This window comes from Streptomyces sp. NBC_00335 (genome assembly GCF_036127095.1).
Lineage (GTDB): Bacteria > Actinomycetota > Actinomycetes > Streptomycetales > Streptomycetaceae > Streptomyces.
This window is the reverse complement of sequence record NZ_CP108006.1, coordinates 5,833,160-5,857,474: the sequence shown is the minus strand read 5'-3', so window position 1 is coordinate 5,857,474 and position 24,315 is coordinate 5,833,160. Positions and strand designations below refer to the sequence as shown.

20 protein-coding genes and 1 pseudogene are annotated in these 24,315 nt (G+C 73.1%); 13 read left to right on the top strand and 8 right to left on the bottom strand.

Annotated elements, in window-relative coordinates:
• Positions 1–128 precede the first annotated feature (128 nt).
• Together OHA37_RS26360 and OHA37_RS26355 are read left to right on the top strand one after the other, a co-directional pair.
• Complete coding sequence (locus OHA37_RS26360) at positions 129–1,862, top strand: ABC transporter ATP-binding protein (protein ID WP_266909043.1); 1,734 nt, start codon at positions 129–131, stop codon at positions 1,860–1,862.
• Positions 1,859–3,784: an ABC transporter ATP-binding protein gene (locus OHA37_RS26355; RefSeq protein WP_266909042.1), complete on the top strand. Its 1,926-nt coding sequence runs from the start codon at positions 1,859–1,861 to the stop codon at positions 3,782–3,784. The genes OHA37_RS26360 and OHA37_RS26355 overlap by 4 nt, the downstream gene beginning before the upstream one ends.
• Positions 3,785–3,849: 65 nt before the next feature.
• Here OHA37_RS26355 and OHA37_RS26350 read toward each other — a convergent pair whose 3' ends face one another.
• Positions 3,850–4,998, bottom strand: a complete 1,149-nt coding sequence (locus tag OHA37_RS26350; RefSeq protein WP_443046219.1) for an RNA polymerase sigma factor — start codon at positions 4,996–4,998, stop codon at positions 3,850–3,852.
• A gap of 133 nt (positions 4,999–5,131) precedes the next feature.
• On the opposite strand from OHA37_RS26350, the gene OHA37_RS26345 reads away from it, so the two are divergent.
• On the top strand, positions 5,132–5,713 hold the full coding sequence (locus OHA37_RS26345) for a hypothetical protein (protein ID WP_266909040.1): 582 nt from the start codon (positions 5,132–5,134) through the stop codon (positions 5,711–5,713).
• On the top strand, positions 5,710–6,693 hold the full coding sequence (locus tag OHA37_RS26340) for a nucleotidyl transferase AbiEii/AbiGii toxin family protein (RefSeq protein ID WP_266909039.1): 984 nt from the start codon (positions 5,710–5,712) through the stop codon (positions 6,691–6,693). Before OHA37_RS26345 ends, OHA37_RS26340 begins: the two co-directional genes overlap by 4 nt.
• Here the strand turns inward: OHA37_RS26340 and OHA37_RS26335 are convergent.
• The 3 genes from OHA37_RS26335 to OHA37_RS26325 form a co-directional block, all read right to left on the bottom strand.
• Positions 6,690–8,795, bottom strand: a complete 2,106-nt coding sequence (locus tag OHA37_RS26335; RefSeq protein WP_266909038.1) for a molybdopterin oxidoreductase family protein — start codon at positions 8,793–8,795, stop codon at positions 6,690–6,692. The two genes, OHA37_RS26340 and OHA37_RS26335, sit on opposite strands and share 4 nt — an antisense overlap.
• A 228-nt stretch (positions 8,796–9,023) precedes the next feature.
• Positions 9,024–9,845 (bottom strand): glucose 1-dehydrogenase, encoded by an 822-nt coding sequence (locus tag OHA37_RS26330; RefSeq protein ID WP_266909037.1) that lies wholly within the window; start codon positions 9,843–9,845, stop codon positions 9,024–9,026.
• 15 nt (positions 9,846–9,860) lie between these two features.
• Positions 9,861–10,595, bottom strand: a complete 735-nt coding sequence (locus OHA37_RS26325; protein WP_443046328.1) for a SanA/YdcF family protein — start codon at positions 10,593–10,595, stop codon at positions 9,861–9,863.
• 434 nt (positions 10,596–11,029) lie between these two features.
• Between OHA37_RS26325 and OHA37_RS26320 the strand changes: the two are divergent.
• From OHA37_RS26320 to dnaG, 4 genes and pseudogenes are all read left to right on the top strand, one after another.
• Positions 11,030–11,931 (top strand): annotated as a pseudogene (locus OHA37_RS26320) (sirohydrochlorin chelatase).
• Positions 11,932–12,008: 77 nt separating this feature from the next.
• The gene (locus OHA37_RS26315) at positions 12,009–13,352 is read left to right on the top strand and encodes a deoxyguanosinetriphosphate triphosphohydrolase (RefSeq protein WP_266909035.1); all 1,344 of its coding nucleotides are present in this window, start codon (positions 12,009–12,011) and stop codon (positions 13,350–13,352) included.
• Between the two features lie 93 nt (positions 13,353–13,445).
• A complete protein-coding gene (locus OHA37_RS26310; RefSeq protein ID WP_266909034.1) occupies positions 13,446–14,720 on the top strand; it encodes an NAD(P)/FAD-dependent oxidoreductase in 1,275 nt (424 codons plus the stop codon).
• A 34-nt stretch (positions 14,721–14,754) separates the two neighbouring features.
• Positions 14,755–16,686, top strand: a complete 1,932-nt coding sequence (gene dnaG / locus OHA37_RS26305; RefSeq protein WP_266909033.1) for a DNA primase — start codon at positions 14,755–14,757, stop codon at positions 16,684–16,686.
• Here dnaG and OHA37_RS26300 read toward each other — a convergent pair.
• The gene (locus tag OHA37_RS26300; protein ID WP_266909032.1) at positions 16,683–17,345 is read right to left on the bottom strand and encodes a response regulator; all 663 of its coding nucleotides are present in this window, start codon (positions 17,343–17,345) and stop codon (positions 16,683–16,685) included. The two genes, dnaG and OHA37_RS26300, sit on opposite strands and share 4 nt — an antisense overlap.
• Entirely contained in the window at positions 17,342–18,652 is a 1,311-nt protein-coding gene (locus OHA37_RS26295; protein ID WP_266909031.1) for a sensor histidine kinase, read from the bottom strand. The genes OHA37_RS26300 and OHA37_RS26295 overlap by 4 nt, the downstream gene beginning before the upstream one ends.
• Positions 18,653–18,858: 206 nt before the next feature.
• Between OHA37_RS26295 and OHA37_RS26290 the strand changes: the two genes are divergently transcribed.
• A complete protein-coding gene (locus OHA37_RS26290; protein WP_266909030.1) occupies positions 18,859–19,275 on the top strand; it encodes a DUF2690 domain-containing protein in 417 nt (138 codons plus the stop codon).
• A gap of 97 nt (positions 19,276–19,372) precedes the next feature.
• Here the strand turns inward: OHA37_RS26290 and OHA37_RS26285 are convergent, their stop codons facing one another.
• On the bottom strand, positions 19,373–19,801 hold the full coding sequence (locus OHA37_RS26285; protein ID WP_266913103.1) for a gamma-glutamylcyclotransferase family protein: 429 nt from the start codon (positions 19,799–19,801) through the stop codon (positions 19,373–19,375).
• Positions 19,802–20,111: 310 nt separating this feature from the next.
• Here OHA37_RS26285 and OHA37_RS26280 point away from each other — a divergent pair, with 310 nt between their 5' ends.
• The 4 genes from OHA37_RS26280 (at position 20,112) to OHA37_RS26265 (ending at position 23,658) form a co-directional block, all read left to right on the top strand.
• Entirely contained in the window at positions 20,112–20,822 is a 711-nt protein-coding gene (locus tag OHA37_RS26280) for a hypothetical protein (RefSeq protein WP_266909029.1), read from the top strand.
• Positions 20,819–22,096, top strand: a complete 1,278-nt coding sequence (locus OHA37_RS26275) for a sensor histidine kinase (protein WP_266909028.1) — start codon at positions 20,819–20,821, stop codon at positions 22,094–22,096. Before OHA37_RS26280 ends, OHA37_RS26275 begins: the two co-directional genes overlap by 4 nt.
• Before the next feature lie 229 nt (positions 22,097–22,325).
• On the top strand, positions 22,326–22,889 hold the full coding sequence (locus OHA37_RS26270) for a hypothetical protein (protein WP_266909027.1): 564 nt from the start codon (positions 22,326–22,328) through the stop codon (positions 22,887–22,889).
• Between the two features lie 136 nt (positions 22,890–23,025).
• Positions 23,026–23,658: a class F sortase gene (locus OHA37_RS26265; protein WP_266909026.1), complete on the top strand. Its 633-nt coding sequence runs from the start codon at positions 23,026–23,028 to the stop codon at positions 23,656–23,658.
• Between the two features lie 27 nt (positions 23,659–23,685).
• Here OHA37_RS26265 and OHA37_RS26260 read toward each other — a convergent pair whose 3' ends face one another.
• Positions 23,686–24,276, bottom strand: coding sequence for a helix-turn-helix domain-containing protein (locus OHA37_RS26260; RefSeq protein ID WP_266909025.1), 591 nt, complete (start codon positions 24,274–24,276; stop codon positions 23,686–23,688).
• Positions 24,277–24,315: the final 39 nt, after the last annotated feature.

Below are 24,315 nucleotides of genomic sequence, written 5' to 3'. Positions count from 1 at the left end.
CTGGGCTTGGGGCCGCGCGGCCCCGCCTACTCCTTTTGACCGGCCTTTACGAAAAGCGGTGGGTTCCGGCCTCCGGTTGGCAGAAGATGGAGTGAATCCCCCTCGATCTTGCCGACCGGAGCCTGCGCGTGCTCATACGACTTCTGCGGACCCACCTGGGTCCGTACCGGAAACCGATCGCCGTGCTGGTCCTGCTGCAACTGCTGCAGACCAGCGCGAGCCTCTACCTGCCCACGCTGAACGCCGACATCATTGACAACGGTGTCGTGAACGGCGACACCGGCTACATCCTGCGCTTCGGCGCACTGATGCTCGGCGTCTCGCTGGTCCAGCTCGTCTGCAACGTCGGCGCCGTCTACTACGGCGCCCGCACCGCCGCGGCCTTCGGCCGGGACGTCCGGGCCGGCGTCTTCGACCGCGTGCAGAGCTTCTCCGCGCGCGAGCTCGGCCACTTCGGCGCCCCGTCGCTGATCACCCGTACGACGAACGACGTGCAGCAGATCCAGATGCTCGTGCTGATGACCTTCACGCTCATGGTCTCCGCGCCGATCATGTGCGTCGGCGGCATCTTCATGGCGCTCTCGCTGGACGTGAAGCTCTCGGGCGTGCTGCTCGCGGTGGTCCCGATCCTCGGCCTGTCGGTCGGCGCCATCGTGCTGAAGACCCGCCCGCTGTTCCGGAAGATGCAGACCCGCCTGGACACGGTCAACCGGGTCCTGCGCGAGCAGATCACCGGCAACCGGGTGATCCGCGCCTTCATCCGCGACGACTACGAGAAGGAGCGCTTCCGCGAGGCCAACGCCGACCTCACCGGCGTCTCGCTGGCGGCCGGCAAGCTGCTCGCCCTGATGTTCCCGACCGTGATCGTGGTCGTGAACATCTCCAGCGTCGCCGTCGTCTGGTTCGGCGCGATGCGCATCGACGCCGGCGGGATGGAGATCGGCCAGCTGACGGCGTTCCTCGCCTACCTGATGCAGATCGTCATGTCCGTGATGATGGCCACCTTCATGTTCATGATGGTGCCGCGCGCCGAGGTCTGCGCCGAGCGCGTCCAGGAGGTCCTGGACACCGAATCCAGCGTGGTCCCGCCCACCGACCCGGTCCGTAAGCTGCTCCACCACGGCCGCCTGGAACTGCGCGGCGCCGACTTCCGCTACCCGGGCGCCGAGGCCCCCGTCCTGCGCGGGGTCGACCTCGTGGCCCGCCCCGGCGAGACCACCGCGGTGATCGGCTCCACCGGCAGCGGCAAGTCCACGCTGCTGGGGCTGATCCCCCGGCTGTTCGACGCGACCGGCGGCGACGTGCTCGTGGACGGGGAGGACGTACGGCGCCTCGACCCCGACCTGCTCGCCAAGACCGTCGGCATGGTGCCGCAGAAGCCGTACCTCTTCTCCGGCACCGTCGCCAGCAACCTGCGCTACGGGCGCCCCGAGGCCACCGACGAGGAGCTCTGGCACGCGCTGGAGGTCGCGCAGGCCAAGGGCTTCGTGTCCGAGCTGGAGGGCGGGCTCGACGCCCCGATCACCCAGGGCGGCACCAACGTCTCCGGCGGCCAGCGCCAGCGGCTCGCGATCGCGCGCACGCTCGTACAGCGCCCGGAGATCTACCTGTTCGACGACTCGTTCTCGGCCCTGGACTACGCCACGGACGCGGCGCTGCGCTCCGCGCTCGCCCGCGAGACCGAGGAGGCGACCGTGGTCATCGTCGCCCAGCGGGTCTCCACGATCCGCGACGCGGACCGGATCATCGTCCTCGACGAGGGGCAGGTGGTGGGCGAGGGGCGCCACCACGAGCTGATGGCCGGCAATGAGACCTACCGGGAGATCGTGCTCTCCCAGCTGACGGAAGCGGAGGCGGCGTGAGCGGGCCCGGAGGACGGATGATGATGGGACCGCCGACGACGCGGTCCATGGACTTCAAGGGCTCGGGCAAGCGGCTGCTGGCCGCGCTGGCGCGCGACCGGGCCAAGCTGTGGGGCATGATCCTCGCGGTCGTCGGCAGCGTCGCCGCGTCGGTGACCGGGCCGAAGATCCTCGGCGAGGCCACCGACCTCGTGTTCGCGGGGATCGTCGGCCGGAGCTTCGACAAGGGCCTCAGCAAGCAGCAGGCGCTGGACGCTCTGCGCGCCAGGGGCGACGGCGGGATGGCGGACATGCTGTCCGGCACCGACTTCACCCCGGGCAAGGGCATCGACTTCGGCGCGGTCGGGTCGGTGGCGCTGTGGGCGCTGGCCGTCTTCACGGTCGCCGGTCTGCTGATGCTGGTCGCCACCCGGCTGTCGAACCACATCATGAACGGCACCGTCTACCGGATGCGCGAGCAGCTCCAGGCGAAGCTCTCGCGGCTGCCGCTGTCGTACTTCGACCAGCAGAAGCGCGGCGAGGTGCTCAGCCGGGCCACGAACGACATCGACAACATCGGGCAGACGATCCAGCAGACGATGGGTCAGCTGCTCAACTCGCTCCTGACGATCGTCGGCGTGCTCGCGATGATGTTCTGGATCTCGCCGGTGCTGGCGCTGGTCGCGCTGGTGACCATCCCGGTGTCCGCGTACGTGGCCGCGAAGATCGGCAAGAAGTCACAGCCGCAGTTCGTGGCGCAGTGGAAGTCCACGGGCGCCCTGAACGCGCACGTCGAGGAGATGTACTCGGGCCACACCCTGGTCAAGGTCTTCGGCCGGCAGAAGGAGTCCGCGGCCCTGTTCGCCGAGCAGAACGAGGCGCTGTACCGGGCCTCCTTCAAGGCGCAGCTGGTCAGCGGGATCATGCAGCCGGTGATGCTGTTCATCTCGAACATCAACTACGTGCTCGTCGCGGTCGTCGGCGGTCTGAAGGTGGCCTCGGGCACCCTGTCGATCGGTGACGTCCAGGCCTTCATCCAGTACACGCGCCAGTTCTCGATGCCGCTGACGCAGGTCGCCTCCATGGCGAACCTGGTGCAGTCCGGCGTCGCCTCCGCGGAGCGGGTCTACGAGCTGCTGGACGCCCCGGAGCAGGAGGCGGACGCGGAGGTTCCGGAGCGTCCGGAGAACCTGCGCGGGCACGTCACCTTCGACAAGGTCGCCTTCCGCTACGAGCCCGACAAGCCGCTGATCGAGAACCTCTCGCTGAGCGTCGACCCCGGACAGACGGTCGCGATCGTCGGCCCGACCGGCGCCGGCAAGACCACGCTGGTCAACCTGCTGATGCGGTTCTACGAGGTCACGGGCGGGGAGATCGCCCTCGACGGGGTGGACATCGCGAAGATGACCCGCGAGGAACTGCGCAGCGGCATCGGCATGGTGCTCCAGGACACCTGGCTGTTCGGCGGCACCATCGCGGAGAACATCGCGTACGGAGCCACGCGCGAGGTCACGCGCGCCGAGGTCGAGGAGGCCGCGCGGGCGGCCCACGCCGACCGGTTCGTCCGCACCCTGCCCGAGGGCTACGACACGGTGCTGGACGACGAGGGCGCCGGCGTCAGCGCGGGCGAGAAGCAGCTGATCACCATCGCGCGGGCGTTCCTGTCCGACCCGGTGATCCTGGTGCTCGACGAGGCGACGAGCTCGGTGGACACCCGTACCGAGGTGCTGATCCAGAAGGCGATGGCGCGCCTCGCGCACGGCCGTACGTCCTTCGTGATCGCGCACCGGCTGTCCACGATCCGCGACGCGGACCTGATCCTGGTCATGGAGAGCGGCTCGATCGTGGAACAGGGCACGCACGAGGAGCTGCTGCTCTCGGGCGGCGCCTACGCGCGGCTGTACGCGGCGCAGTTCGCGCAGGCGGTGGCCGAGGTCGACTAGCGCGGCCGGTACCGGGAGGGGCGCCCTACGGGGCGCCCCTTTTCCGTACCTGCCCGCGTACGGGCTCAGTCCAGATAGCCGCGCAGCTGGTCCGCGAAGGCGTGGTCGCGGAGCTTGTTGAGGGTCTTGGACTCGATCTGGCGGATCCGCTCCCGGGTCACCCCGAAGATCCGCCCGATCTCCTCCAGGGTGCGCGGCCGCCCGTCGGCGAGCCCGTAGCGGAGCTGGACGACCTTGCGCTCCCGCTCCCCGAGGGTGGAGAGCACCGCTTCGAGGTGCTCGCGGAGCAGGAAGAACGCGGCCGATTCGACCGGGGAGGCGGCGTCCCCGTCCTCGATGAGGTCGCCGAGCGCGACATCGTCCTCCTCGCCCACGGGGGCGTGCAGGGAGACCGGTTCCTGCGCGAGGCGCAGCACTTCCAGGACCCGCTCGGGGGTCAGCTCCAGGTGGACGGCGACCTCTTCGGCGGTGGGTTCGTACCCCCGCTCCTGGAGCATGCGGCGCTGGACGCGCACGACGCGGTTGATCAGCTCCACGACGTGGACGGGGACCCGGATGGTGCGGGCCTGGTCGGCCAGTGCCCGGGACATGGCCTGGCGGATCCACCAGGTGGCGTAGGTGGAGAACTTGTAGCCGCGGGCGTAGTCGAACTTCTCGACGGCGCGGATCAGTCCGAGGTTCCCCTCCTGGACCAGGTCGAGCATGGTCAGTCCGCGGCCGACGTAGCGCTTGGCCACGGAGACGACGAGCCGCAGGTTCGACTCGATGAGGCGGCGCTTGGCCATGCGGCCCATGACCACGAGCTTGTCGAGGTCGAGGGTGAGCTGCAGGTCGAGCGGGGCTCCGCTGCCGAGCTTCTCCTCCGCGAACAGGCCCGCTTCCACGCGGCGCGCGAGCTCGACCTCCTCGACGGCGGTGAGCAGCGGGATCCTGCCTATCTCGCGCAGGTACTGCCGGAAGAGGTCGGCGGACGGTCCCGCTCCGCCGGAGCCTTCCGCCGGGCGCTTGCGCGGCGTGGGCACCTTCTCCATCAGCTCCAGGACTTCTGGCTCCTCGGGCTCCTCCGCCTCCTCCTCGTGCACGGCGTCTGCCTCCGCCCCGGGCTCGGGCTCTTCGGCCGCGGGCACTTCGGCGGGCGGGCTGACGGTGACGGTCAGGCTCTGGGTCTGCACGGGGGCGACCTCCACAGGGCTCCGAGGACGGGTGCACCGCACCTCAGTGTGGGGTACGACACATCGCTGCCACGAGGGGCGTGCGACCACTTTCTGGGTCCGGTGCGTGACCCATCGTTACCCCCGGACCGGAACCCCGATGCGGATCGGACGCATGTCCGAGAGGATCGTGGTCATGTCTGTGTACGAAACCCATGTCACCGTGCGCTGCCCGGACCCGGTGGAGTTGGCGCGGCTCGAATCGTGGGCCGTGGAGCGGGAGTTGAAAGTCACGCACATCGTGCTGGCCCGGGGCCGGATGACCTCGCAGCCGATGCTGACGCTGCCCGACCGGGGCGGGCACGAGGTCCTGGTGCCCCGGCTGCGCGCGGCCGGCTTCGACCCGGTCCGGGTCAAGGTGGAGACGGTCCCGTGGACCACGGAGCCCCCGGGGCCGGGCGGCGGCTACTTCGAACACCATCTCAAACTGCGGCTCCCGGTCGACTGGGACCGCCCGGCCCTGGAGTCCCTGGCGGTCCGGCACGCGGCCCACGTCTCCTGGAACGCCCGCCGGGTCCTGCCGGGGGCGCGGCAGGAACGTTTCGTGACCCAGCGGTGGTGGGGTACGGCGGCGGAAGCGGGGGCGGCGTGCGATGCGCTGGTCGCGGCGCTGGCCGGGGCCGGGTATGAAATCCGCTCGGAGGAGCGGGAGTTCGTGCTGTACGACAGCGACCTGTCGGTGGACGACGGGTGGATCGAGGAGGGGGACCCGCGATGAGCGGCCAGGAGTGGAAACCGTCGATTCCGGGCGGTCCGGACGATCCCGCGGAGGCGGCGGCGGAGCAGCGGCGACGGAGGGACGAGCGGCCCCGGACCCTGCGGACGGGCGACCGGGGCGATCCGACCGCGGTGGCCTTCGATCCCGCCCTCAAGCACTTCTCCGAGGCGTACCGGCCGCTGGATCCGGTGATCCCGGAGCCGGCGGCGCGAGAGGCCTGGCGGTCGGCCCGGCGGACGGCGATGGACGTGGCGTTGCGTGCGGTCGGGGCCTCCGGCGACGCCGATTCGGTGGTGCTGCGCGGCAGCATGCTGATGGCGCAGTGGTTCGGGAAGATCGCGCGGGAGCCGCACGACCTGGACTTCGTCGTGGTTCCCGCGGACTGGATGATCGAGGAGGACCGCACCGGGCGCCTGCTGGACGCGATCGCGGCCGGGGCCGAGCGGCTGGCCCCGTACAGCGGCCTGGTGATGCCGGCTTCGGAGGCGGTCTCCGAGTACATCTGGACGTACGAGCGCGTTCCGGGGCGCAGGCTGGTCCTGCCCTGGTCGGCACCGGGGATGCGGGGCGGCCAGGTCCAGCTGGACTTCGTCTTCAACGAGCCCCTGCCCGCCCTGCCCGAGCCCGTGGTGGTGGCGGGGGTCCCGCTGCTGGGGGCCACCCGGGAACTGTCCCTCGCCTGGAAGCTGTTGTGGCTGGCCGGGGACCTGTACCCGCAGGGCAAGGACCTATACGACGCGGTTCTGCTGGCGGAGGGCTGCGCGCTGCCGTACCCGCTGCTGGCGGAGGTGTTCCGGCTCTCCGGCGAATTCGAGGTCGGCGGGGGCGGGCAACCGGTCCCTGCCCCCGCGCACTTCGAGGAACTCGCGCGGACGGACTGGGCCGCGTTCCACACGGAGTACCCGACGATCCCCGGCTCCGCCGAGTCCTACGCGGAGCGCCTGCTTGCGGCGCTGGCGCCCACCTTCGCGGAGCGTTAGGCCGGTTCCACCCGGACCGCGCAGACCTTGAACTCCGGCATCCGGGACACCGGGTCCAGCGCCGGGTTCGTCAGGGTGTTCGCGCGGCCCTCGCCCGGCCAGTGGAAGGGCATGAAGACGGTGTCCGCGCGGATGGTGTCCGTGATCCGGGCCGGGGCCACCGCGCGGCCGCGCCGGGAGGTGACCGCGAGGGGGGCTCCGTCGACCGCGCCGATGCGGGCCGCGAGGCGCGGGTGGAGTTCCACGAAGGGGCCGGGGGCGGCTTCGTTGAGCTCGTCCACCCGGCGGGTCTGCGCGCCCGACTGGTACTGGGCGACGACCCGGCCGGTGGTGAGGAGGAGCGGGTACTCCGCGTCCGGGACCTCGGCGGCGTCGCGGTGGGTGACGGGCACGAAGCGGGCCCGGCCGTCCTCGGTGGCGAAGCGGTCCAGGAAGAGGCGCGGGGTGCCGGGGTGGGGCTCGGCGGCGGGGCCGGGCTCCGCCGGACAGGGCCAGAAGACGCCCTGTTCCGCTTCGATGCGGGCGTACGTGATGCCCGAGTAGTCCGCCGGGCCGCCCGCCGAGGCGCGGCGCAGCTCCTCGAAGACCTCCTCGGCGTCGGTCGGGAAGGCCTTCGGCATGCCGAGGCGGGTGGCCAGGCCGTGCAGGACCTCCAGGTCGGAGCGGACCCCCGGCGGCGGGGTCAGGGCCCGGCGGCGCAGCAGGACGCGGCCCTCCAGGTTGGTGGTGGTGCCGGTCTCCTCCGCCCACTGGGTGACCGGGAGGACCACGTCGGCCAGGGCCGCCGTCTCGGACAGGACCACGTCGGCGACGGCCAGGAAGTCCAGGGAGCGGATGCGGTCCTCGATGTGGCCGGCGCGCGGGGCCGAGACCACCGGGTTGGAGCCCATGAGGAGGAGGGCCTTGACGTCCCCGCCCAGTGCGTCGAGGAGTTCGTAGGCGCTGCGGCCCGGGCCGGGGAGCGTGTCGGGGTCGATCCCCCAGATCCCGGCGACGTGGGCCCGGGCCGCCGGGTCGGTCAGTTTGCGGTAGCCGGGGAGCTGGTCGGCCTTCTGGCCGTGTTCGCGACCGCCCTGGCCGTTGCCCTGGCCGGTGAGGCAGCCGTAGCCGGAGAGCGGGCGGCCGGCCCGGCCGGTGGCGAGGCAGAGGTTGATCCAGGCTCCGACGGTGTCGACGCCCTTGGACTGCTGCTCGGGGCCGCGTGCGGTGAGCACCATCGCGGATTCGGGGGCACAGAACATCGCCACCGCCTCGCGGAGCTTGGGCACCGGCACTCCGGTGATGCGCTCCACCAGCTCCGGCCAGTGCGCCATCGCGCCGGCCCGGGCCTCCTCCCAGCCGCTGGTGCGCTCGGCGATGAACGCCTCGTCGGTGTGGCCGCCCGCGACGACGAGGTGCAGCAGGCCGAGCGCCAGCGCGAGGTCCGTGCCGGGGCGCGGGGCCAGGTGCAGGTCGGCTTGTTCGGCGGTGCGCGTGCGGCGCGGGTCCACCACGATCAGCGTGCCGCCGTTCTCGCGGAGTTCCCGGAAGAAGCGGAGCGCGGGCGGCATGGTGTCGGCGGGGTTGGAGCCGACGAGGATGACGCAGCCGGTCCGGGGGATGTCCTCCAGCGGGAAGGGCAGCCCCCGGTCGAGCCCGAAGGCCCGCTGGTGCGCGGCGGCGGCGGAGGACATGCAGAACCGGCCGTTGTAGTCGATCTGCGAGGTCCCCAGCGCGATGCGGGCGAACTTTCCGAGGGCGTACGCCTTCTCGTTGGTCAGCCCGCCGCCGCCGAACACCCCGACCGCGTCGGCCCCGTACGACCGCCGCGTGCGGGCGAGGCCCTCGGCGACGGCGTCCAGGGCCTCCTCCCAGGTGGCCGGCTCCAGCCGCCCTGCGTGGGTGCGGATGAGCGGCTCGGTGAGGCGCACCCGGGAGGAGAGCACGGCGGGGGCGGTACGGCCCTTGCCGCACAGCGCGCCCCGGTTCACGGGGAAGTCGGCACGCTCCTCCACCAGCACGCCCGCGCCGCCGGGCTCGGGGCGGAGGTTCATGCCGCACTGCAGCGCGCAGTACGGACAGTGCGTGGCGGTGGCGGCGGTGACGGCGTCCGGCTTGTGCATGGAGCCCAGCGTGCGTCGGCGGTGTTACGCCGACGGCCGCCCCGCGTTACAAGTCGGCGTGCTCCACCTCAGCGCGGCCCGGCGGCTCCGGTGAGGAGGCCCGGCGCTCCGGAGGGGGCCGGGGATCCCGGCGTACACGATCCGGTCGCCGGGGCCGGGGGTCCCGGCGCACACGATGCCGGCGCCGGGCCCGGGGTCACTGGCCCGTGCCCGGCGCCGGGCCCGGGGTCACTGGCCCGTCAGGTACTTCACCGTGAGGCCGGCCGTCCAGCCGCCGTCGACCGCGAGCTCGGCGCCGGTCATGTAGCCCGCGGCGTCCGAGAGGAGGAAGGCGACGGCGGCGGCGATCTCCTCGGGGAGGCCGACGCGGCCGAGGGGGGCGCCGGGGTAGTTGCCCTCGCCCGCCTGGATGCCGACCGGGGCCGTCATCGGGGTGAGCGTCATGCCGGGGTGCACGGAGTTGACGCGGATCTTCGACTCGGCGAGCTCGACCGCGCCGATCTTCGACAGTCCGCGCACGCCCCACTTGGAGGCCCCGTAGCCGGCGGTCAGGGCGAGGCCGGTGAGGCCGGCGGCGGAGGAGATGTTGACGATGGAGCCGCCGCCGTTCTCCCGCATCAGCGGGATCGCGGCCTTGATGCCGATGAAGACGCCGACGAGGTTGATCTCGACGACCTTGCGGAAGTGCTCGACGCTCTCGTGCTCCAGGAACTGGCCGGTGGCGATGCCGGCGTTGTTGACCAGTCCGTCGATGCGGCCGAACTCGGCGAGGGCGAAGGCGAGGGCCGCGTCCCAGTCGGATTCGCTGGTCACGTCGTGGCGCAGGAAGCGCGCCGCGTCGCCGAGCTTGGCCGCCGTCTCGGCTCCCTCGGCCTCCAGGACGTCGGTGATCAGCACCTTGCCGCCGCCCTCCACGACGGTCTGCGCGGCCGCCGCGCCGAGGCCGCGGGCCCCACCGGTGATGACGACGACCTTGCCGCTCAGATCCACAACAGCCACGGTTCCACACCCCTGACGCACGAGACAGATCGGTATATGACTAATCGGCATATGCCGATCGCGGCGTCAGTCTGCCAGAGAGGCCAGGGCCCGCGACACCCCCTCTTCCTTCGGCCCCAGGAACCGCGGCTCCGGCTCGAAGACCGCGTCCATGGCCGCCTTGCCGGCGGCGAAGACCTCGCGGGCCCCGCCGTAGTACCAGGTCGCGTCGTGCACGTCGGACACCCCGACCCCGTACACGTCCACGCCCGCGGCCCGGCACAGCGCGACGGCCCGGCGGATGTGGAAGCCCTGGCTGATCAGCACCGCCCGGTGCACGCCGAAGACCTCCCGGGCCCGGACGCAGGAGTCCCACGAGTCGAATCCGGCGTAGTCGCTGACGACACGGGCGTCGGGCACCCCGTGGCCCGTCAGGTACGCGCGCATCGCGTCGGGCTCGTCGTAGTCGGTGCGGCTGTTGTCGCCCGTGACCAGGACGACCTTGACCTTCCCCGCGCGGTAGAGCTCGACCGCGGCGTCGAGCCGGCGCGCGAGGTACGGGGTGGGCCGGCCGTTCCACAGCCCGGCGCCGAAGACCACGGCCACCTCGGCGGCGGGCGCGTCGGCGGTGGTCCGCAGCCGGGGCCCGGCGGACGCGTGCGTCCACGCCGAGGGCAGCAGGGCCAGCACGCAGAGCGCCATCACCACCTGGACGGCCCTCCGCCGGGCGCGCACGGTCCGGGGCACGGTGATCCGTACGGCCCTCAGCCGCTCCCATGCCGCCCCCGGCAGACCTCGTAGTGCTGCGCGCCTCAATGCGATCCCCTTGCTGGTGGTGCCGGTGGTCCAGCTGTTGCCGGTCCTACTGCCGCCGGTCCTGTCGTCTACGGACGCGTGTACGGTCCCGGCGGTTGCCCGGTGCCCCCTGCCCCGGGCCTCACGACAGGGACCGCACCACGGCCTGCGCCGCTCCCCGGCCCAGCGCCGGCAGCGGGAAGGAGACCCACGCCAACCGCAGTTCGGGCTCCGCCTCCCGGTGGTGCTGCCGGAAGCGGCGGTGAGGAGCGCCGCGGACGCCAGGGCGACCAGCAGCCAGACCGTCACCTCACGCGCGCGCACGCCGAAGGCCCCGGGAGCCCGCGCACCGGCAAGCGCGCCCCGACCCCACCCCGCCGTCCACCCCCCTGTGAGCAGGTGGCAAACACCCGTCACGCCCGCGCAACGCATCGGCAACCTGCCGCGCGCAGGATCGGTTCATGACGGAGCCGGCGCATCCTCCCGAGTCCCCGCCCCAGCCCCTCCCACCACGGCCCCTCCCACCACTGCCGCCCGCGACCACGGCGGAGCTGCTGACCCGGATCACCGCCCAGCTCGGTACGCAGCTCAGAGGTCTGCGCCCCCGACACCACGCAGGAGTCCCGCCATGCAGCAGCCCGCCCTCGTCGCCGTGGCCCACGGCAGCCGCGATCCGCGTGCCCTCCACACCGTCGAAGCCCTGCTCGAACGGGTCCGCGAGCTCCGTCCCCGCCTCGACGTCCGGCTCGGTCACATCGAGCTGAACCACCCGCTGCTGGACCACACCCTCGACCGGACCGCCGGGGCCGCCGTCCTGGTGCCGCTGCTGCTCGGCCGCGGCACCCACGTCAAGCGGGACCTGCCGGCCGCCGCCGCCCGCGCCGGGCATCTGCGGACCCGCGTCGCCGCCCCGCTCGGGCCGCATCCGCTGCTCGTCGAGGCACTGTACGAGCGGCTCGTGGAGGCCGGCTGGAGCGCCGGGTCGGCGGTGGTGCTGGCCGCCGCCGGGTCCCGCGACCCCGACTCCGCCGCCGATGTGCGGGCCACCGCCGACCTGCTCTCGGAACGCCTCGGCGGGGTGCCCGTGGTGGCCGCCTATGCCTCGGGCACCGCGCCCGGAGTGGCCGCCGCCGTGCGGGCGCTGGCCGCGCGGGGGCTCCACCGGGTCGCGGTCGCCTCCTACTTCACCGCCCCGGGCCGTTTCGCCGCGGAGAGCGCCGCCGCCGCACCGGGTCCGGCCGCCGCCCCGCTGGGGGCCCATCCGGCGCTGGCCCGGCTGGTGCTCCAGCGCTACGACGAAGCCGCCGCCGCGCTCGCAGCGCCCGTAGAGCGGGAGCAGCCGCTCGAACTGGCCACCGCGTAACGGTCGGGTTGGTTCGCAATCGCTCGGATTGCTCCTCTTGACTCGTCTTGTCGGCCCGTGCGGTTACCGTTTGGACCATGGAAGGCATGGAAGGCACCACCGCACCTGTCCGACCCGCCCTCGACCTGCCCGGCGAGCCGTACGATCCCGCCGATACCGAGCGCTGGGCCACCGAGCCCGACAAACGGCCCGGGCGGACCGCCTTCCAGCGCGACCGCGCCCGCGTGCTGCACTCCGCCGCCCTGCGCCGGCTCGCCGGGAAGACGCAGGTGGTGACCCCGGGGACGCGTTCGTACGACTGGGACGCGAGTCCCCGTACGCGGCTGACGCACTCCCTCGAATGCGCCCAGGTCGGCCGCGAGCTCGGCGCCGCGCTCGGCTGCGATCCCGATCTGGTCGAAGCCGCCTGCCTGTCGCACGACATGGGGCACCCGCCCTTCGGCCACAACGGCGAGGAGGCGCTCAACGAGTTCGCCAAGGACTGCGGCGGCTTCGAGGGCAACGCTCAGTCGCTGCGCCTGCTGACCCGGCTGGAGCCCAAGCGGTTCGTCCCCGATCCGCAGACCGGCACCCTGGTCAGCGTCGGGCTCAACCTCACCCGGGCCTGCCTGGACGCCGCCACCAAGTACCCCTGGGCGCGCGGGGACCACCCCACCGACCCGGGCTCGGTGAAGTTCGGCGCCTACGAGGACGACCTGCCCGTCTTCGAGTGGCTGCGCCGCGGCGCGCCCGCGGACCGCAAGTGCTTCGAGGCGCAGGTCATGGACTGGTCGGACGACGTGGCGTACTCCGTCCACGACTTCGAGGACGGCCTGCACGCCGGCCACCTCGACCCGAACCTGCTGTTCGCCGAGCCCGAGCGCACCGAGATCTGGCGCGTGGCCATCGGCCGGTACGTGCCCTCCGACACCGAGCCGGAAGAGCTCCGCGAGGCCCTGGACCGCTTGATGGAGCAGGAGTGGTGGCCGCACGGGTACGACGGCTCGGCCGTGGCCCAGGCCCGGCTGAAGGACGCGACCAGCCAGCTGATCGGCCGCTTCTGCCTGGCCGCCGAGGGCGCCACCCGGCAGGCGTACGGGACCGGCCGGCTGACCCGGTACGCGGCGGAGCTGGTGGTGCCCCGCGAGGCCCGCAACGAGTGCGCCGTACTGAAGGCGGTGGCCGACCTGTACGTCATACAGCGCGACGAGCAGGAGCGGATCCGCGCCGATCAGCGCATCGTCCTGGCCGAGCTCGCGGAGGCCGTCAGCGCCCGCGCACCCGAGGGTCTGGACCCCCAGTTCCGCGCGATCTTCGACGAGGCCCCGGACGACCGGGCCAGGAAGCGGGCGGTCGTGGACCAGATCGCGGCCCTCACGGACGCAGCCGCACGCTCCCTGCACGCCCGCCTCACCCAGCGCGCGCGACGCGCCGAAGGGTGAGCCGATCGGGCCACTCCCCCTTCACGCGGCAGGCTCGGTGCGGGACGCTCGCATGTGCCCGCATGTGGCGCAGAGGTTATGAGGAGGCATCAGGTGGTCGACGCACACCGGACGTTCGTCATCGTCGGCGCAGGGCTCGCCGGAGCCAAAGCGGCCGAAACGCTGAGGTCCGAGGGGTTCACGGGGCGGGTGATCCTGATCGGAGACGAGCGTGAGCATCCCTACGAGCGGCCGCCGCTCTCCAAGGGGTACCTGGCGGGCAAGGAGGAGCGCGAGAGCGTCTTCGTGCACGAGCCGTCCTGGTACGCGGCCTCCGACATCGAGCTGCACCTCGGCCAGCCCGCGGTCCACCTCGACCGGGACGCCAAGAAGATCGTCCTCGGCGACGGCACGGCGCTGCCCTACGACAAGCTGCTGCTCGCCACCGGCGCCGAACCGCGCCGGCTCGACATCCCCGGCACCGAGCTGGTCGGGGTGCACCACCTGCGCCGGCTCTCGCACGCGGAGCGGCTCCGCAAGGCCCTGGCGGGCCTGGGCCGGGACAACGGGCACCTGCTGATCGCGGGCGCCGGCTGGATCGGGCTGGAGGTCGCCGCGGCGGCCCGCGGGTACGGGGCCGAGGTCACCGTGATCGAGCCGGCCCCGACCCCGCTGCACGCGGTGCTCGGTCCGGAGGTCGGCCGGCTCTTCGCCGACCTGCACACCGAGCACGGGGTCCGCTTCCACTTCGGCTCCCATCTGACGGAGATCGTCGGGCACGACGGCATGGTGCTGGCGGCCCGTACGGACGACGGGGAGGAGCACCCGGCGCACGCGGTCCTCGCGGCGATCGGGGCCGCCCCGCGGACCGCGCTGGCGGAGACCTCGGGCCTGGCCCTGGTGGACCGGGAGCACGGGGGCGGGATCGCCGTGGACGCCTCGCTGCGCACCTCCGACCCGGACGTCTTCGCGGTCGGGGACGTGGCGGCCGCGCACCACCCGGTGCTGGGGACCCGGCTGCGGGTGGAGCATTGGGCGAACGCGCTCAACGGCGGTCCGGCCGCCGCGCGGGCGATGCTGGGGCAGGAGGTCTCGTACGACCGGGTTCCGTACTTCTTCTCCGACCAGTACGACGTGGGCCTGGAGTACTCGGGGTACGCCCCGGCGGGCGGCTACGACCAGGTGCTGATCCGCGGGGACGCGGGCAAGCGGGAGTTCATCGCCTTCTGGCTCTCGGACGGCAGGGTCCTGGCCGGGATGAACGTGAACGTGTGGGACGTCACGGAGGACATCCAGGCCCTGATCAGGTCGAAGGCGCCCGTGGACCGGGAGAGGCTGGCGGATCCGTCGATTCCGCTTTCGGCCCTGGTTCCGGCGGAAGGGGCCTGACGGGATTGCCTCCGCCCGGCCGTAGACTGGCGCGGTGGCAGGACGGATCAACGACGACGACGTGAAGGCGGTACGGGACGCGGTCCCGATCGACGCCGTGGTCTCCGAGTACCTCCAGCTGCGCAACGCGGGCGGCGGCAACCTCAAGGGCCTCTGCCCCTTCCACGACGAGAAGTCCCCGTCCTTCCAGGTCAGCCCCAGCAAGGGCTTCTACCACTGCTTCGGCTGCCAGGCGGGCGGGGACACCCTCGACTTCGTCATGAAGATCGACCACCTCTCCTTCTCGGAGGCGGTGGAACGCCTCGCCGGCCTGGCCGGCATCACCCTGCGGTACGAAGAGGGCGGCTACACCGCCGGCAGCAGCGGACGCGGCGAGCGCATCCGGCTGGTCGAGGCGCACAAGGCCGCGGCCGAGTTCTACATGGACCAGCTGGGCAGCGCCGAAGCCGAGATCGGCCGCAAGTTCCTGGCCGAGCGCGGCTTCGACCAGGCCGCGGCCCAGCACTTCAGCGTCGGCTACAGCCCGGCCGGCTGGGACCACCTGACCCGTTTCCTGCGCGGCAAGGGCTTCACCGACAAGGAACTGATCACCTCGGGCCTGTCCCAGGACAGCCGCAGCGGCAAGCCCATCGACCGCTTCCGCGGCCGGCTGATGTGGCCCATCCGCGACATCAGCGGCGAGGTCGTCGGCTTCGGCGCGCGCAAGCTGCGCGACGACGACAACGGGCCCAAGTACCTGAACACCCCCGAGACGGCCATCTACAAGAAGTCCCAGGTGCTGTACGGCATCGACCTGGCCAAGAAGGAGATCGCCAAGACCTCCCGGGCCGTCGTGGTCGAGGGCTACACCGACGTCATGGCCTGCCACATGGCCGGGGTCACCACCGCGATCGCCACCTGCGGCACGGCCTTCGGCGGCGACCACATCAAGATCCTGCGCCGGCTCCTCATGGACAACGCGACCGCCGAGGTGATCTTCACCTTCGACGGGGACGCGGCCGGGCAGAAGGCCGCGCTGCGGGCCTTCGAGGACGACCAGAAGTTCGCCGCGGAGACCTCCATCACCATCGCCCCGGGCGGCATGGACCCCTGCGACCTGCGCCTGGCCAAGGGCGACGCGGCCGTGGCGGGGCTGGTCGAGGCCCGCACCCCGCTGTTCGAGTTCGCGCTGAAGCACATCGTGGCCCGGCACAACCTGGAGAACCCGGCGGGGCGGGCCGCCGCGCTGGAGGAAGCCGCCCCGATCATCAAGAAGATCAAGAACGTCGCGATCCAGCACGAGTCGGCGGTCCAGCTCGCGGGCATGCTCGGCATGCGCGACGAGCAGTTCGTGGTCAAGCGGATCGCCCAGCTCGACCGCTGGGCCCGGGAGCGCGGCAACCAGCCCCAGCAGCAGCGCCGGGGCCAGTCCGGCGGCTCCGGTCACTCCAGCCACTCCAGCCACTCGTACGAGGACATCCCGGCGCCGTCCGGCGGCCCCACGGGTCCGGCGCTGAACCTGCGCAGCCCCGCGCACATCACCGAGCGCGAGCTGCTCAAGCTGGCGCTCCAGCGCCCCGCCCTGGTCTCGCCCGCCTTCGACGCGTACGGGATGGACGAGTTCACCGCCCCGCCCTACGCGGCCGTCCGCCAGGCCATCCTGGACGCCGGCGGCGCTTCGCTCGGCACCGAGGACTACGTGACCCGGGTCCGGGACGCCGCGCCGAACGACACCGTCCGCGCGCTGGTCACCGAGCTCGTCGTCGAGGCCATCCACGCGAAGACCGTGGACGAGGTCTACGCCGGGGTCCAGCTGGTGCAGGTCCGCCTCCGCGCGGTCGACCGCCGGGTCCACGAGATCCAGGGCACCTTGTCCCGCCTCGGCCACCAGGACGCGCCGGAGCAACTGGCAGCGGTCCAGGAGGAGCTGTGGGTGCTCCAGCAGTACGGCCGGCGCCTGCGCAACCGCGGCGCGGAAGGCCTCTAGGCCCCCGGAACGACCAGGCCCGTCTCATACGCCACGACGACGGCCTGGGCCCGGCTGTCCAGGGCCAGCTTGCTCATCGTCCGGTTGAGGTGGGTCTTGACGGTCGCCTCGCTGATGAAGAGCAGCTCGGCGATCTCCGTGTTGGACAGCCCGCGCGCCGTCAGCCGCAGCACCTCGCGCTCGCGGGCGGTGAGGGCGTCGAGGGCGGCCGGGGTGTCCGGCACCGGGTCCGCGCGGTTCACGTAGGACTCGATGAGGCGCCGCGTCACGCTCGGGGCGAAGAGCATGTCGCCGCGGGCCACCGCCACGACCGCCTCGATCAGCCGCTCCGGGCCGGTGTCCTTCAGCAGAAACCCGGAGGCTCCGGCGCGCAGGGCCGCGTACACGTACTCGTCGAGATCGAAGGTGGTCAGGACGAGGACCCGGGGCAGCGGGTCCACCGACGCCGCGAGGATCCGCTCGGTGGCGGCCGGGCCGTCGAGGCCGGGCATCCGGATGTCCATCAGGATCACGTCCGGGCGGGTGGCGGCCGCGCGGACCACGGCGTCCTCGCCGTCCTCGGCCTCGCCGACCACCTCGATGCCGGGCGCCGCCTGGAGCAGCGCCGCCAGTCCGGCCCGAATCAGGATCTGGTCGTCGACGACGAGGACCCTGATCACGACGCCGGCCGGTTCTCCGGGCCGGGGGGACGCGCGGTGGTGTCCGGCGCGGCGGTGACCGGCAGGGTGAGGCGCACGCTGAATCCCCCCTCGGTCCGCGGGCCGACGACCACTGTTCCGCCGTAGAGCCTCGCGCGTTCACGCATGCCGATCAACCCGTGCCCCGGCCCCGGGGCAACGTTGGCCTGATCTGATCGGCGCGCATCGGCGGCCGCTCCGCCGCCACCGCCGTCGTCGGTGACCGTGACCACCAGGGTGTGCGGGAGGTACGCGACGAGGACGTCGACGCACGCCGCCGGGGCGTGCTTGATGACGTTGGTGAGGGCCTCCTGGGCGACCCGGTACGCGCACAGCTCCACACCCGGCGGCAACGGCCGCGGGGTGCCGTCCGTCCGCAGTTCCACCGCAATGCCCGTGTCCCGCACCCGCTGCGCCGCCTCCGCCAGGCCCGCCAGGCCCGGTATCGGCGCGTACGGGGTCCGCTCGTCGCCCCGGTCGCCGTCCGCGGTGGGGTCGCGCCGGCCGTCCGGTTCCTCGTCCCCGCCCGAGCGCAGCAGCGTCAGGATGCGGCTCAGTTCGCGCAGCCCCTCGCGGCTGGTCTCGGCGATCGTGCCGAGCGCCGCCCGGGCCTTCTCCGGCGCGGCCGGGAACACGTAACCGGCCATCCCCGCCTGCACGCTGATGACGGACATGTGGTGGGCGACGATGTCGTGGAGCTCGCGGGCGATGCGCCGCTGCTCCTCGGCGACCGCGCGGCGGGCCCGCCACTCCTGCTCGCGGTACAACTCGGCGGTGACGGCGGCCAGCTGACGGTTGCGCTCCTCGAGCAGGCGGGCGCCGTTGCCGAACGCCCACACCACCCCCGGGACGCACAGGGCCTGCAGGACCGCCACCCACAGCTCCATCGCGGGTTCGCTCAGCCCGCTGAGGAAGATCACGGCCACGACCAGAGCCGCGGCGCACACGGCGACGGCACGGGGCGGGCGGCGGGACGCGACCCCGTACAGCGCGACCAGGGGGCCCCAGAAGTTGAGGGAAGGCGCGTACCCGGCGGCCAGGTACCCGGCGTAGGCCAGGCAGCACGCGACGAGGACGGACACGGGGGCGGTCCTGCGGGCGGCGAGCGGCAGTCCGACCAGCGCGGTGTACAGGTGGGCGGTGGCGTCGAACCGGGGCCAGCCCGCCGGGTGGTACTGCTCTCCGGTGACCGCCGCGACGCCGGTCAGGCCCACGGCCAGCAGGGCGTCCACCAGCCGGGGATCGAGGGAGCGGAACCGGTCAGCCGCCGGCCAGGCCCTGGTGCGCATCGGCGAACCCTACGCGGGGCGTTGGCAGTGGTCGTCATACCAGGGGTGTAGTCGGCGGCGGCACCCTTCTGCCGCAGAGGTTTACCGGTGAGGTCCACTCTGCGGTTGACGCCGGGCGGGGGTCGTCCGGGGGACCGTACGGGTGTTCAACCGACGGCACGCCGGCCCGGTGCGCCGATCGCCTCTACGCCACACAGGGGGATTCCATGCAGTTCACCAAGAAGGCCGCCGTCATGGCGGCGGGCGTCGCACTGTTCGCCGGCCTCGGCCTCACGGGCACCGCCGCGCAGGCGGCGGGCACCGGGGTACTGGCCTGCTCCACGAGCAACGCCGTCACGCCGATTCCGACGGTCAAGGTCGACAACACCATCGTCATCGAGCTGCGCTACAGCACGTCCTCGCGCTGCGCGTGGGGCCGGATCACCAACGCCGACCCGGGCGACCAGGTCTGGGTGGACCGTTCCAGCAACGGCGGCACCACCTGGGCCGGTCCGTGGGGCGTGACCACCGTGCAGAGCGGCACCGACACCCACACCCCGGCCTACAACGACGCGGGCTACAAGATGCGGGCCTGCGCCAAGAACGACAGCACCGGCACCGTGCGGTGTACCGGCTGGTACTAGGACCTTCACTGCCGTGCGTACGCCCGCCCACGGGGGGCGGGTGGCCGCACGGACGGGTACCGCTGCACGGCCGGGGGGGGGGCGGCCAGGACACCCACTAGCGGCGCAGCCAGTCGCCGCCCGGGATGCGGGTGCCGGAGCGGGCCAGGTGGTGGGCCAGGCGCGGGGCGGCCAGGTAGACCCAGGCGCGGACGGGGGTGCCGTCGGGGCGCAGGGCCCGGCGGGTGGTGCGGTCGTAGATGTTGGCGGGGTGGCCGGGGCCCGCGTACTCCTCCAGCAGGTCGAGCGCCGCGAGGAGTTCCCCGTACGCCCCGGGGGCCGGGGTGATCAGCTCTCCGGCTACGGCGGAGCCGGGGCGGTCCACGGCGTACGGGTAGCCGGGGCCCTCGTACAGGGCCGCGTCCGGGAGGCGGGCGGGCTCCTCGGCGGCCGTGCGGCCGCGCAGGAACAGGTCGTGGTTGACCTCGCCGGGGCGCAGGGTGCCGTAGACGAAGAAGGGGAGCTCCTGCGACTCGTCCGACTCCACCGGCTCGTCCCGCTCATCCGCCTCGTCCGGCTTCTCCGACTCCACCGGCTCCTCCACCCGCGGAATCGTTCCTTCGGCGTGGCCTTCCGGCCGATCGGCCGATGTCATGCGGACCTCCCACGATTCAGGCTGAGCTGCTGACCGGGCTCCCACCGGCCGCCGGCCGGGCCGGAAGTCCCGGCTTCGGACGCGGGAGCCCGCCTACGCACCGCCCTTGCACAACCGCCCGGTCCCCGTGACCGGCTCCGTCTACCGCCAGTCTGCCTCCCCGCGCCCCGCCCTCCCCCACCACCCGACGGTTCCGCTCCCCATGAATCGACCGACCCGCCACAGCCTCGCCGCAGCCGCTCTGCTCTGCATCGGCCTCGGCGGCTGCGCCGCGCCCGGGGGCCTCGGGCACGGCGAGGTCGTGCAGCCCGTGATCTCCCAGCCCCGGCCGAAGCCGCTGTGGCCCTCGTGGACCGGGTCCCCGAGCTCCGGCGGTACGGCGGTGGCCGGCCGGGTGCCGCCGCCGCAGCCGCTCGAGGGCGGCCCGGCCGTGGGACCGGAGGGGATCGAGAAGGTCGACGTGATGGCCGTGCTCCGCGCGGACAAGGCGATGAAGCGCTTCGGCGACGGGAAGAGGATCGAGGGTCCCGGCAGGGCCGGAGTGCGGCCGGCCCGGTTCGCGGACCTGACGGGCGACGGCAAACCCGAGCTGATCCTCGCCGCCGACACCCAGAGCGGGCGTTCGGTGCTGAGCGTCTACACCGCGGCCGGCGGGAAGGTCGTTCCGATCCTCTTCACCAGCGGCCGGCGGATGACCGCCGAGGTCCTCGGCACCGACCTGCTGGTCCGCACCACCGACGACGACGGCTCCGCGCACGACATCCGCTACCACTGGGACGGCCGGCGGATGAGCCTGCTCAGCGACGAGCACAGGTTCGGCAACGCCATCTCCGGCCGGGGCTCCGGCACGTGCCCGGCCCCGCCGCCGAGCGGCCCCGACTCACCCGCCCCCACGAAGCAGGCCGGCGGGTGAGGCGCTTCCTGCTCCGCTGCCGCAGGCTCCTGCACTCCCTCGGCCTGCGCTGGAAGATCTCCGTCCTGCTCGCCGTCGGCTGCTCGCTCGTCGCGCTCACCATCGGCATCCTGATCCACGAGGCACGCGCGAACCAGGTGGCCGACTCGGCGCGCAAGAGCGCCCTCGCGCAGCTCGTCCGGGTGCGGCAGGTGTACGAGCTCACGGGCCAGCTGGACTTCGACAAGGTCGGGGAGGCCGACGCGCGCCTCGACTGCCCGAGCCTGCCCGAACCCCTGCGGCAGGCCGCCCTCGCCGGACAGCGCACCACCTACCTCGATCTGCACGGCCGCCACCCGGCGGTGTGGGCCGCCCGGTCGGTCGGCGGCAGCCAAGTGCTCTCCGTACGCCAGCCGCTGGCCGCCGAACAGGCGGAACTGCGGGACCTCGACCAGCAGTTGCTGGCCTTCGGTGCGGTCGTCGTCACCCTCGCGGCGATCGGCGGAGCGGCACTGGCCAGCCGGCTGAGCAAGGACCTGCGGTCGGCGGCCGAGACGGCCCGGCGGATCAGCACGGGCGAACTGGACGCACGGATAGGCCCGTCGGGCGTACCGGGGACGCGGAACGAGGTGGCCGAACTGTCCGCGGCGGTCGACACGATGGCGGCGAGCCTGCAGCGGCGGCTGGTGGCGGAGCAGCGGTTCACGGCGGACGTGGCGCACGAGCTGCGGACCCCGCTGACCGGGCTGCTCACCGCCGCCGAGCTGCTCCCTCCGGGGCGGCCCACCGAGCTGGTGCGCGACCGGGTCGCGGCCCTGTGCAGTCTGACGGAGGACCTCCTGGAGGTGGCCCGGCTGGACGGGGACCGGGAGGTGGCCCAGCTGGACATCCACCCCCTGGGGCCGCTGGTGGAAGCGGTCACCCGGCGTTCGGGGGTGGAGGCGCAGGTCCTGGGCGCCGCCGACGGGACGGCCCGCGTCCGCACGGACGTCCGGCGGCTGGAGCGGATCCTGACGAACCTGCTGGTCAACGCCCGCAGGCACGGCGGGGACCCGATCACCGTGACGGTCGCCGGGAACACGGTCACCGTCCGGGACCACGGTCCGGGCTTCCCGCAGACCCTGCTGCGGGACGGCCCGCAGCGGTTCCTGACGGGCGCGACCGAACGCGGCCAGGGCACGGGCCTGGGCCTGACCATCACCCTGGGCCAGGCCCAGGTCATCGGCGCCCGGGTCACCCTCACGAACCCCACCCCCACCGGCGCCGCGGCCACCCTCACCCTCCCCCCGGCCTAACCCCTCGGGCCCCACCGCCCCTTTCCGACCGCGGCGGCGACCCGCACCCGCGAGGCCACCGTCACCCGGACGGGGTGGGGCCCCACAAATGCCCCCACACCTCTCCCACCTGCGACAACAGCCCACCGCCCCCACCCCCCACCCCCAATCTGACACCACATCAGCAGGCGCCCGCCCCGACTCCCGGGTTACCTCGGAAACACGACCCCGTGTCCACAGGAGACCCCCCATGCGCCGACGCACCGCCCACGTGCTCACCGCCACCGCGCTGACCGCCGCCGCGTTCACCGGCCCGGTCGCCGGCGCGGTCGCCGCCGCGGACCTGGGCATGTCGGGCTTCGGCACGGCGGGCTTCGCGCCCGGCGACTTCGCCCCGCTGGAGGTGTGGCCGAAGTCCGCCGCACCCGGCACCACCGTCACGGTGAACACGAAGGCCTGCGGCCCGGGCAGTCACGCCGAGGGCGACGCCTCCACCGTCGGGGGCGGCCGCTTCAAGCTGACTCCGGGCACCCACAAGGAGGTGGTCGTGGGACAATTCCAGGTCGCCCACGGAACCCGCCCCGGCACCCACTCGATCGGCGCCACCTGCGCGAACGGCAAGTTCGCCACCGGCGACCTGATCGTCACCGAGCACGACCGGGCCCCCCAGGGCCACGTGCGCACCGGGGTGGGCGGTGGCACGACCACCACCACCGACCCCGCCAAGATCGCGGCGGGAGCGGCAGTGCTGGCCGCAACCGCCGTCGGCGGTACCTGGTTCCTGCGTCGCCGGGCGAGCGGCACGCGGAACTGACGGACGCCCACCGCGGCTCCGGCCGCGGTCCGACCGGTACCGTCCCCCGTCGCCCGCCCCGCGAGGTCCCCCCCGTTCGCGGGGCCGGGCGACGGCCAGTCAAAACGTCACCACGTCACCAAGCCGAGGGGGCCGCATGGAGGCAGAGGCACGCCGCGCCCGCGCCCGCGGCGGCGGGCTCGTCGCACTCGCCGCCTGCATCGGCGTCTGGCTCATCGGCAGCGGCTCCGGCGAGCCCGTCCGGCCCCCGCTGCCCTCCCCCGGTGAGGCGCTGAGCGCCCAGGCCCGGTTCCCCGCGGCCATCGCCGCGCTCCCCGGATCGCCGCCCACCCGGATCCGGATCCCGTCCATCCGGGTGGACGCCCCGCTCACCGGGCTGGGGCTGCAGGCGGACGGCAGTCTCGAAGTGCCGCCGCCCGCCCGCCGGGACCTGGCGGGGTGGTACCGCGAGGGCACCACCCCGGGCGCCACCGGCACGGCCGTCGTCGCCGGGCACGTGGACGACGCGTCCGGGCCCGCGGTCTTCTACCACCTCGGCGCCCTGCGCCGGGGGGCCCAGATCGAGATCGCCCGCGCCGACGGACGTACGGCCGTGTTCACCGTCCACGCGGTGGAGGTCTACGACGCCAAGGCCTTCCCCGATTCCCGCGTGTACGGGTCGTCACCGCGTGCCGAGCTCCGCGTCATCACCTGCGGCGGGGGCTTCTCCCAGCGCACCGGCTACCAGGGCAACGTGGTCGTCTTCGCCCACCTGACCGGTACGTATTGAACGCACGGGCGGGCAGGGTCCAGTGCCCTAGCCGGTGCGGACGACGGCTTGGTCGCCATGGGGTCCGAACAGGTGCAGGATCTCCACCACCTCGCCTTCGGCGGGGCCGAACCAGTGGGGTTCACCGGTGTCGAACTCCGCGACCTCCCCGGGGCGCAGGGTGAGGCTCCGCTCGCCGATGACGAGGTGGAGCTCGCCGGCGAGCACGTAGAGCCACTCGTAGCCGGTGTGGGTCACCAGTTTCGGTTCCCGGTACGCGAGCACCTGCTTGAAGACCTGGACGCGGCCCGGGTACTGCGTCAGGGGGACCAGGACGCTCCCGTGGTCCCGGCGGCGGGGCCGCAGGTGGACGCGCTCGTCACCGGTGACCGGGGCGGCCACGAGCTGGTCCAGGGCCACGCGGTGGGTCCGCGCGAGGGGGATGAGCAGTTCGAGGGTCGGCCGCCGTTTGCCCGACTCCAGGCGGGAGAGCGTGCTCACGGAGATCCCGGTGGCCTCGGAGAGGGCCTCCAGGGTGAGGCCGCGCTCGCGCCGCAGCGCCCGTAGCCGCGGTCCGATGGCGTCGAGGGTCCGCTCGAGTTCGGCGTGTTCGGCGTCCCTGCTCATGTCCGTGGCCATGGGGCCATTTTGCGGTACCGGCAAATTTCCTGGGCCGCG

Coding starts and splice junctions, on each gene's coding strand:
- OHA37_RS26345 (WP_266909040.1), top strand. CDS start 5,132: ATGTCTGTGTACGAAACCCATGTCACCGTGCGCTGCCCGGACCCGGTG.
- OHA37_RS26265 (WP_266909026.1), top strand. CDS start 23,026: ATGGAGGCAGAGGCACGCCGCGCCCGCGCCCGCGGCGGCGGGCTCGTC.
- OHA37_RS26340 (WP_266909039.1), top strand. CDS start 5,710: ATGAGCGGCCAGGAGTGGAAACCGTCGATTCCGGGCGGTCCGGACGAT.
- OHA37_RS26260 (WP_266909025.1), bottom strand. CDS start 24,276: ATGGCCACGGACATGAGCAGGGACGCCGAACACGCCGAACTCGAGCGG.
- OHA37_RS26315 (WP_266909035.1), top strand. CDS start 12,009: ATGGAAGGCATGGAAGGCACCACCGCACCTGTCCGACCCGCCCTCGAC.
- OHA37_RS26270 (WP_266909027.1), top strand. CDS start 22,326: ATGCGCCGACGCACCGCCCACGTGCTCACCGCCACCGCGCTGACCGCC.
- OHA37_RS26290 (WP_266909030.1), top strand. CDS start 18,859: ATGCAGTTCACCAAGAAGGCCGCCGTCATGGCGGCGGGCGTCGCACTG.
- OHA37_RS26335 (WP_266909038.1), bottom strand. CDS start 8,795: ATGCACAAGCCGGACGCCGTCACCGCCGCCACCGCCACGCACTGTCCG.
- OHA37_RS26280 (WP_266909029.1), top strand. CDS start 20,112: ATGAATCGACCGACCCGCCACAGCCTCGCCGCAGCCGCTCTGCTCTGC.
- OHA37_RS26330 (WP_266909037.1), bottom strand. CDS start 9,845: ATGCCGATTAGTCATATACCGATCTGTCTCGTGCGTCAGGGGTGTGGA.
- OHA37_RS26295 (WP_266909031.1), bottom strand. CDS start 18,652: ATGCGCACCAGGGCCTGGCCGGCGGCTGACCGGTTCCGCTCCCTCGAT.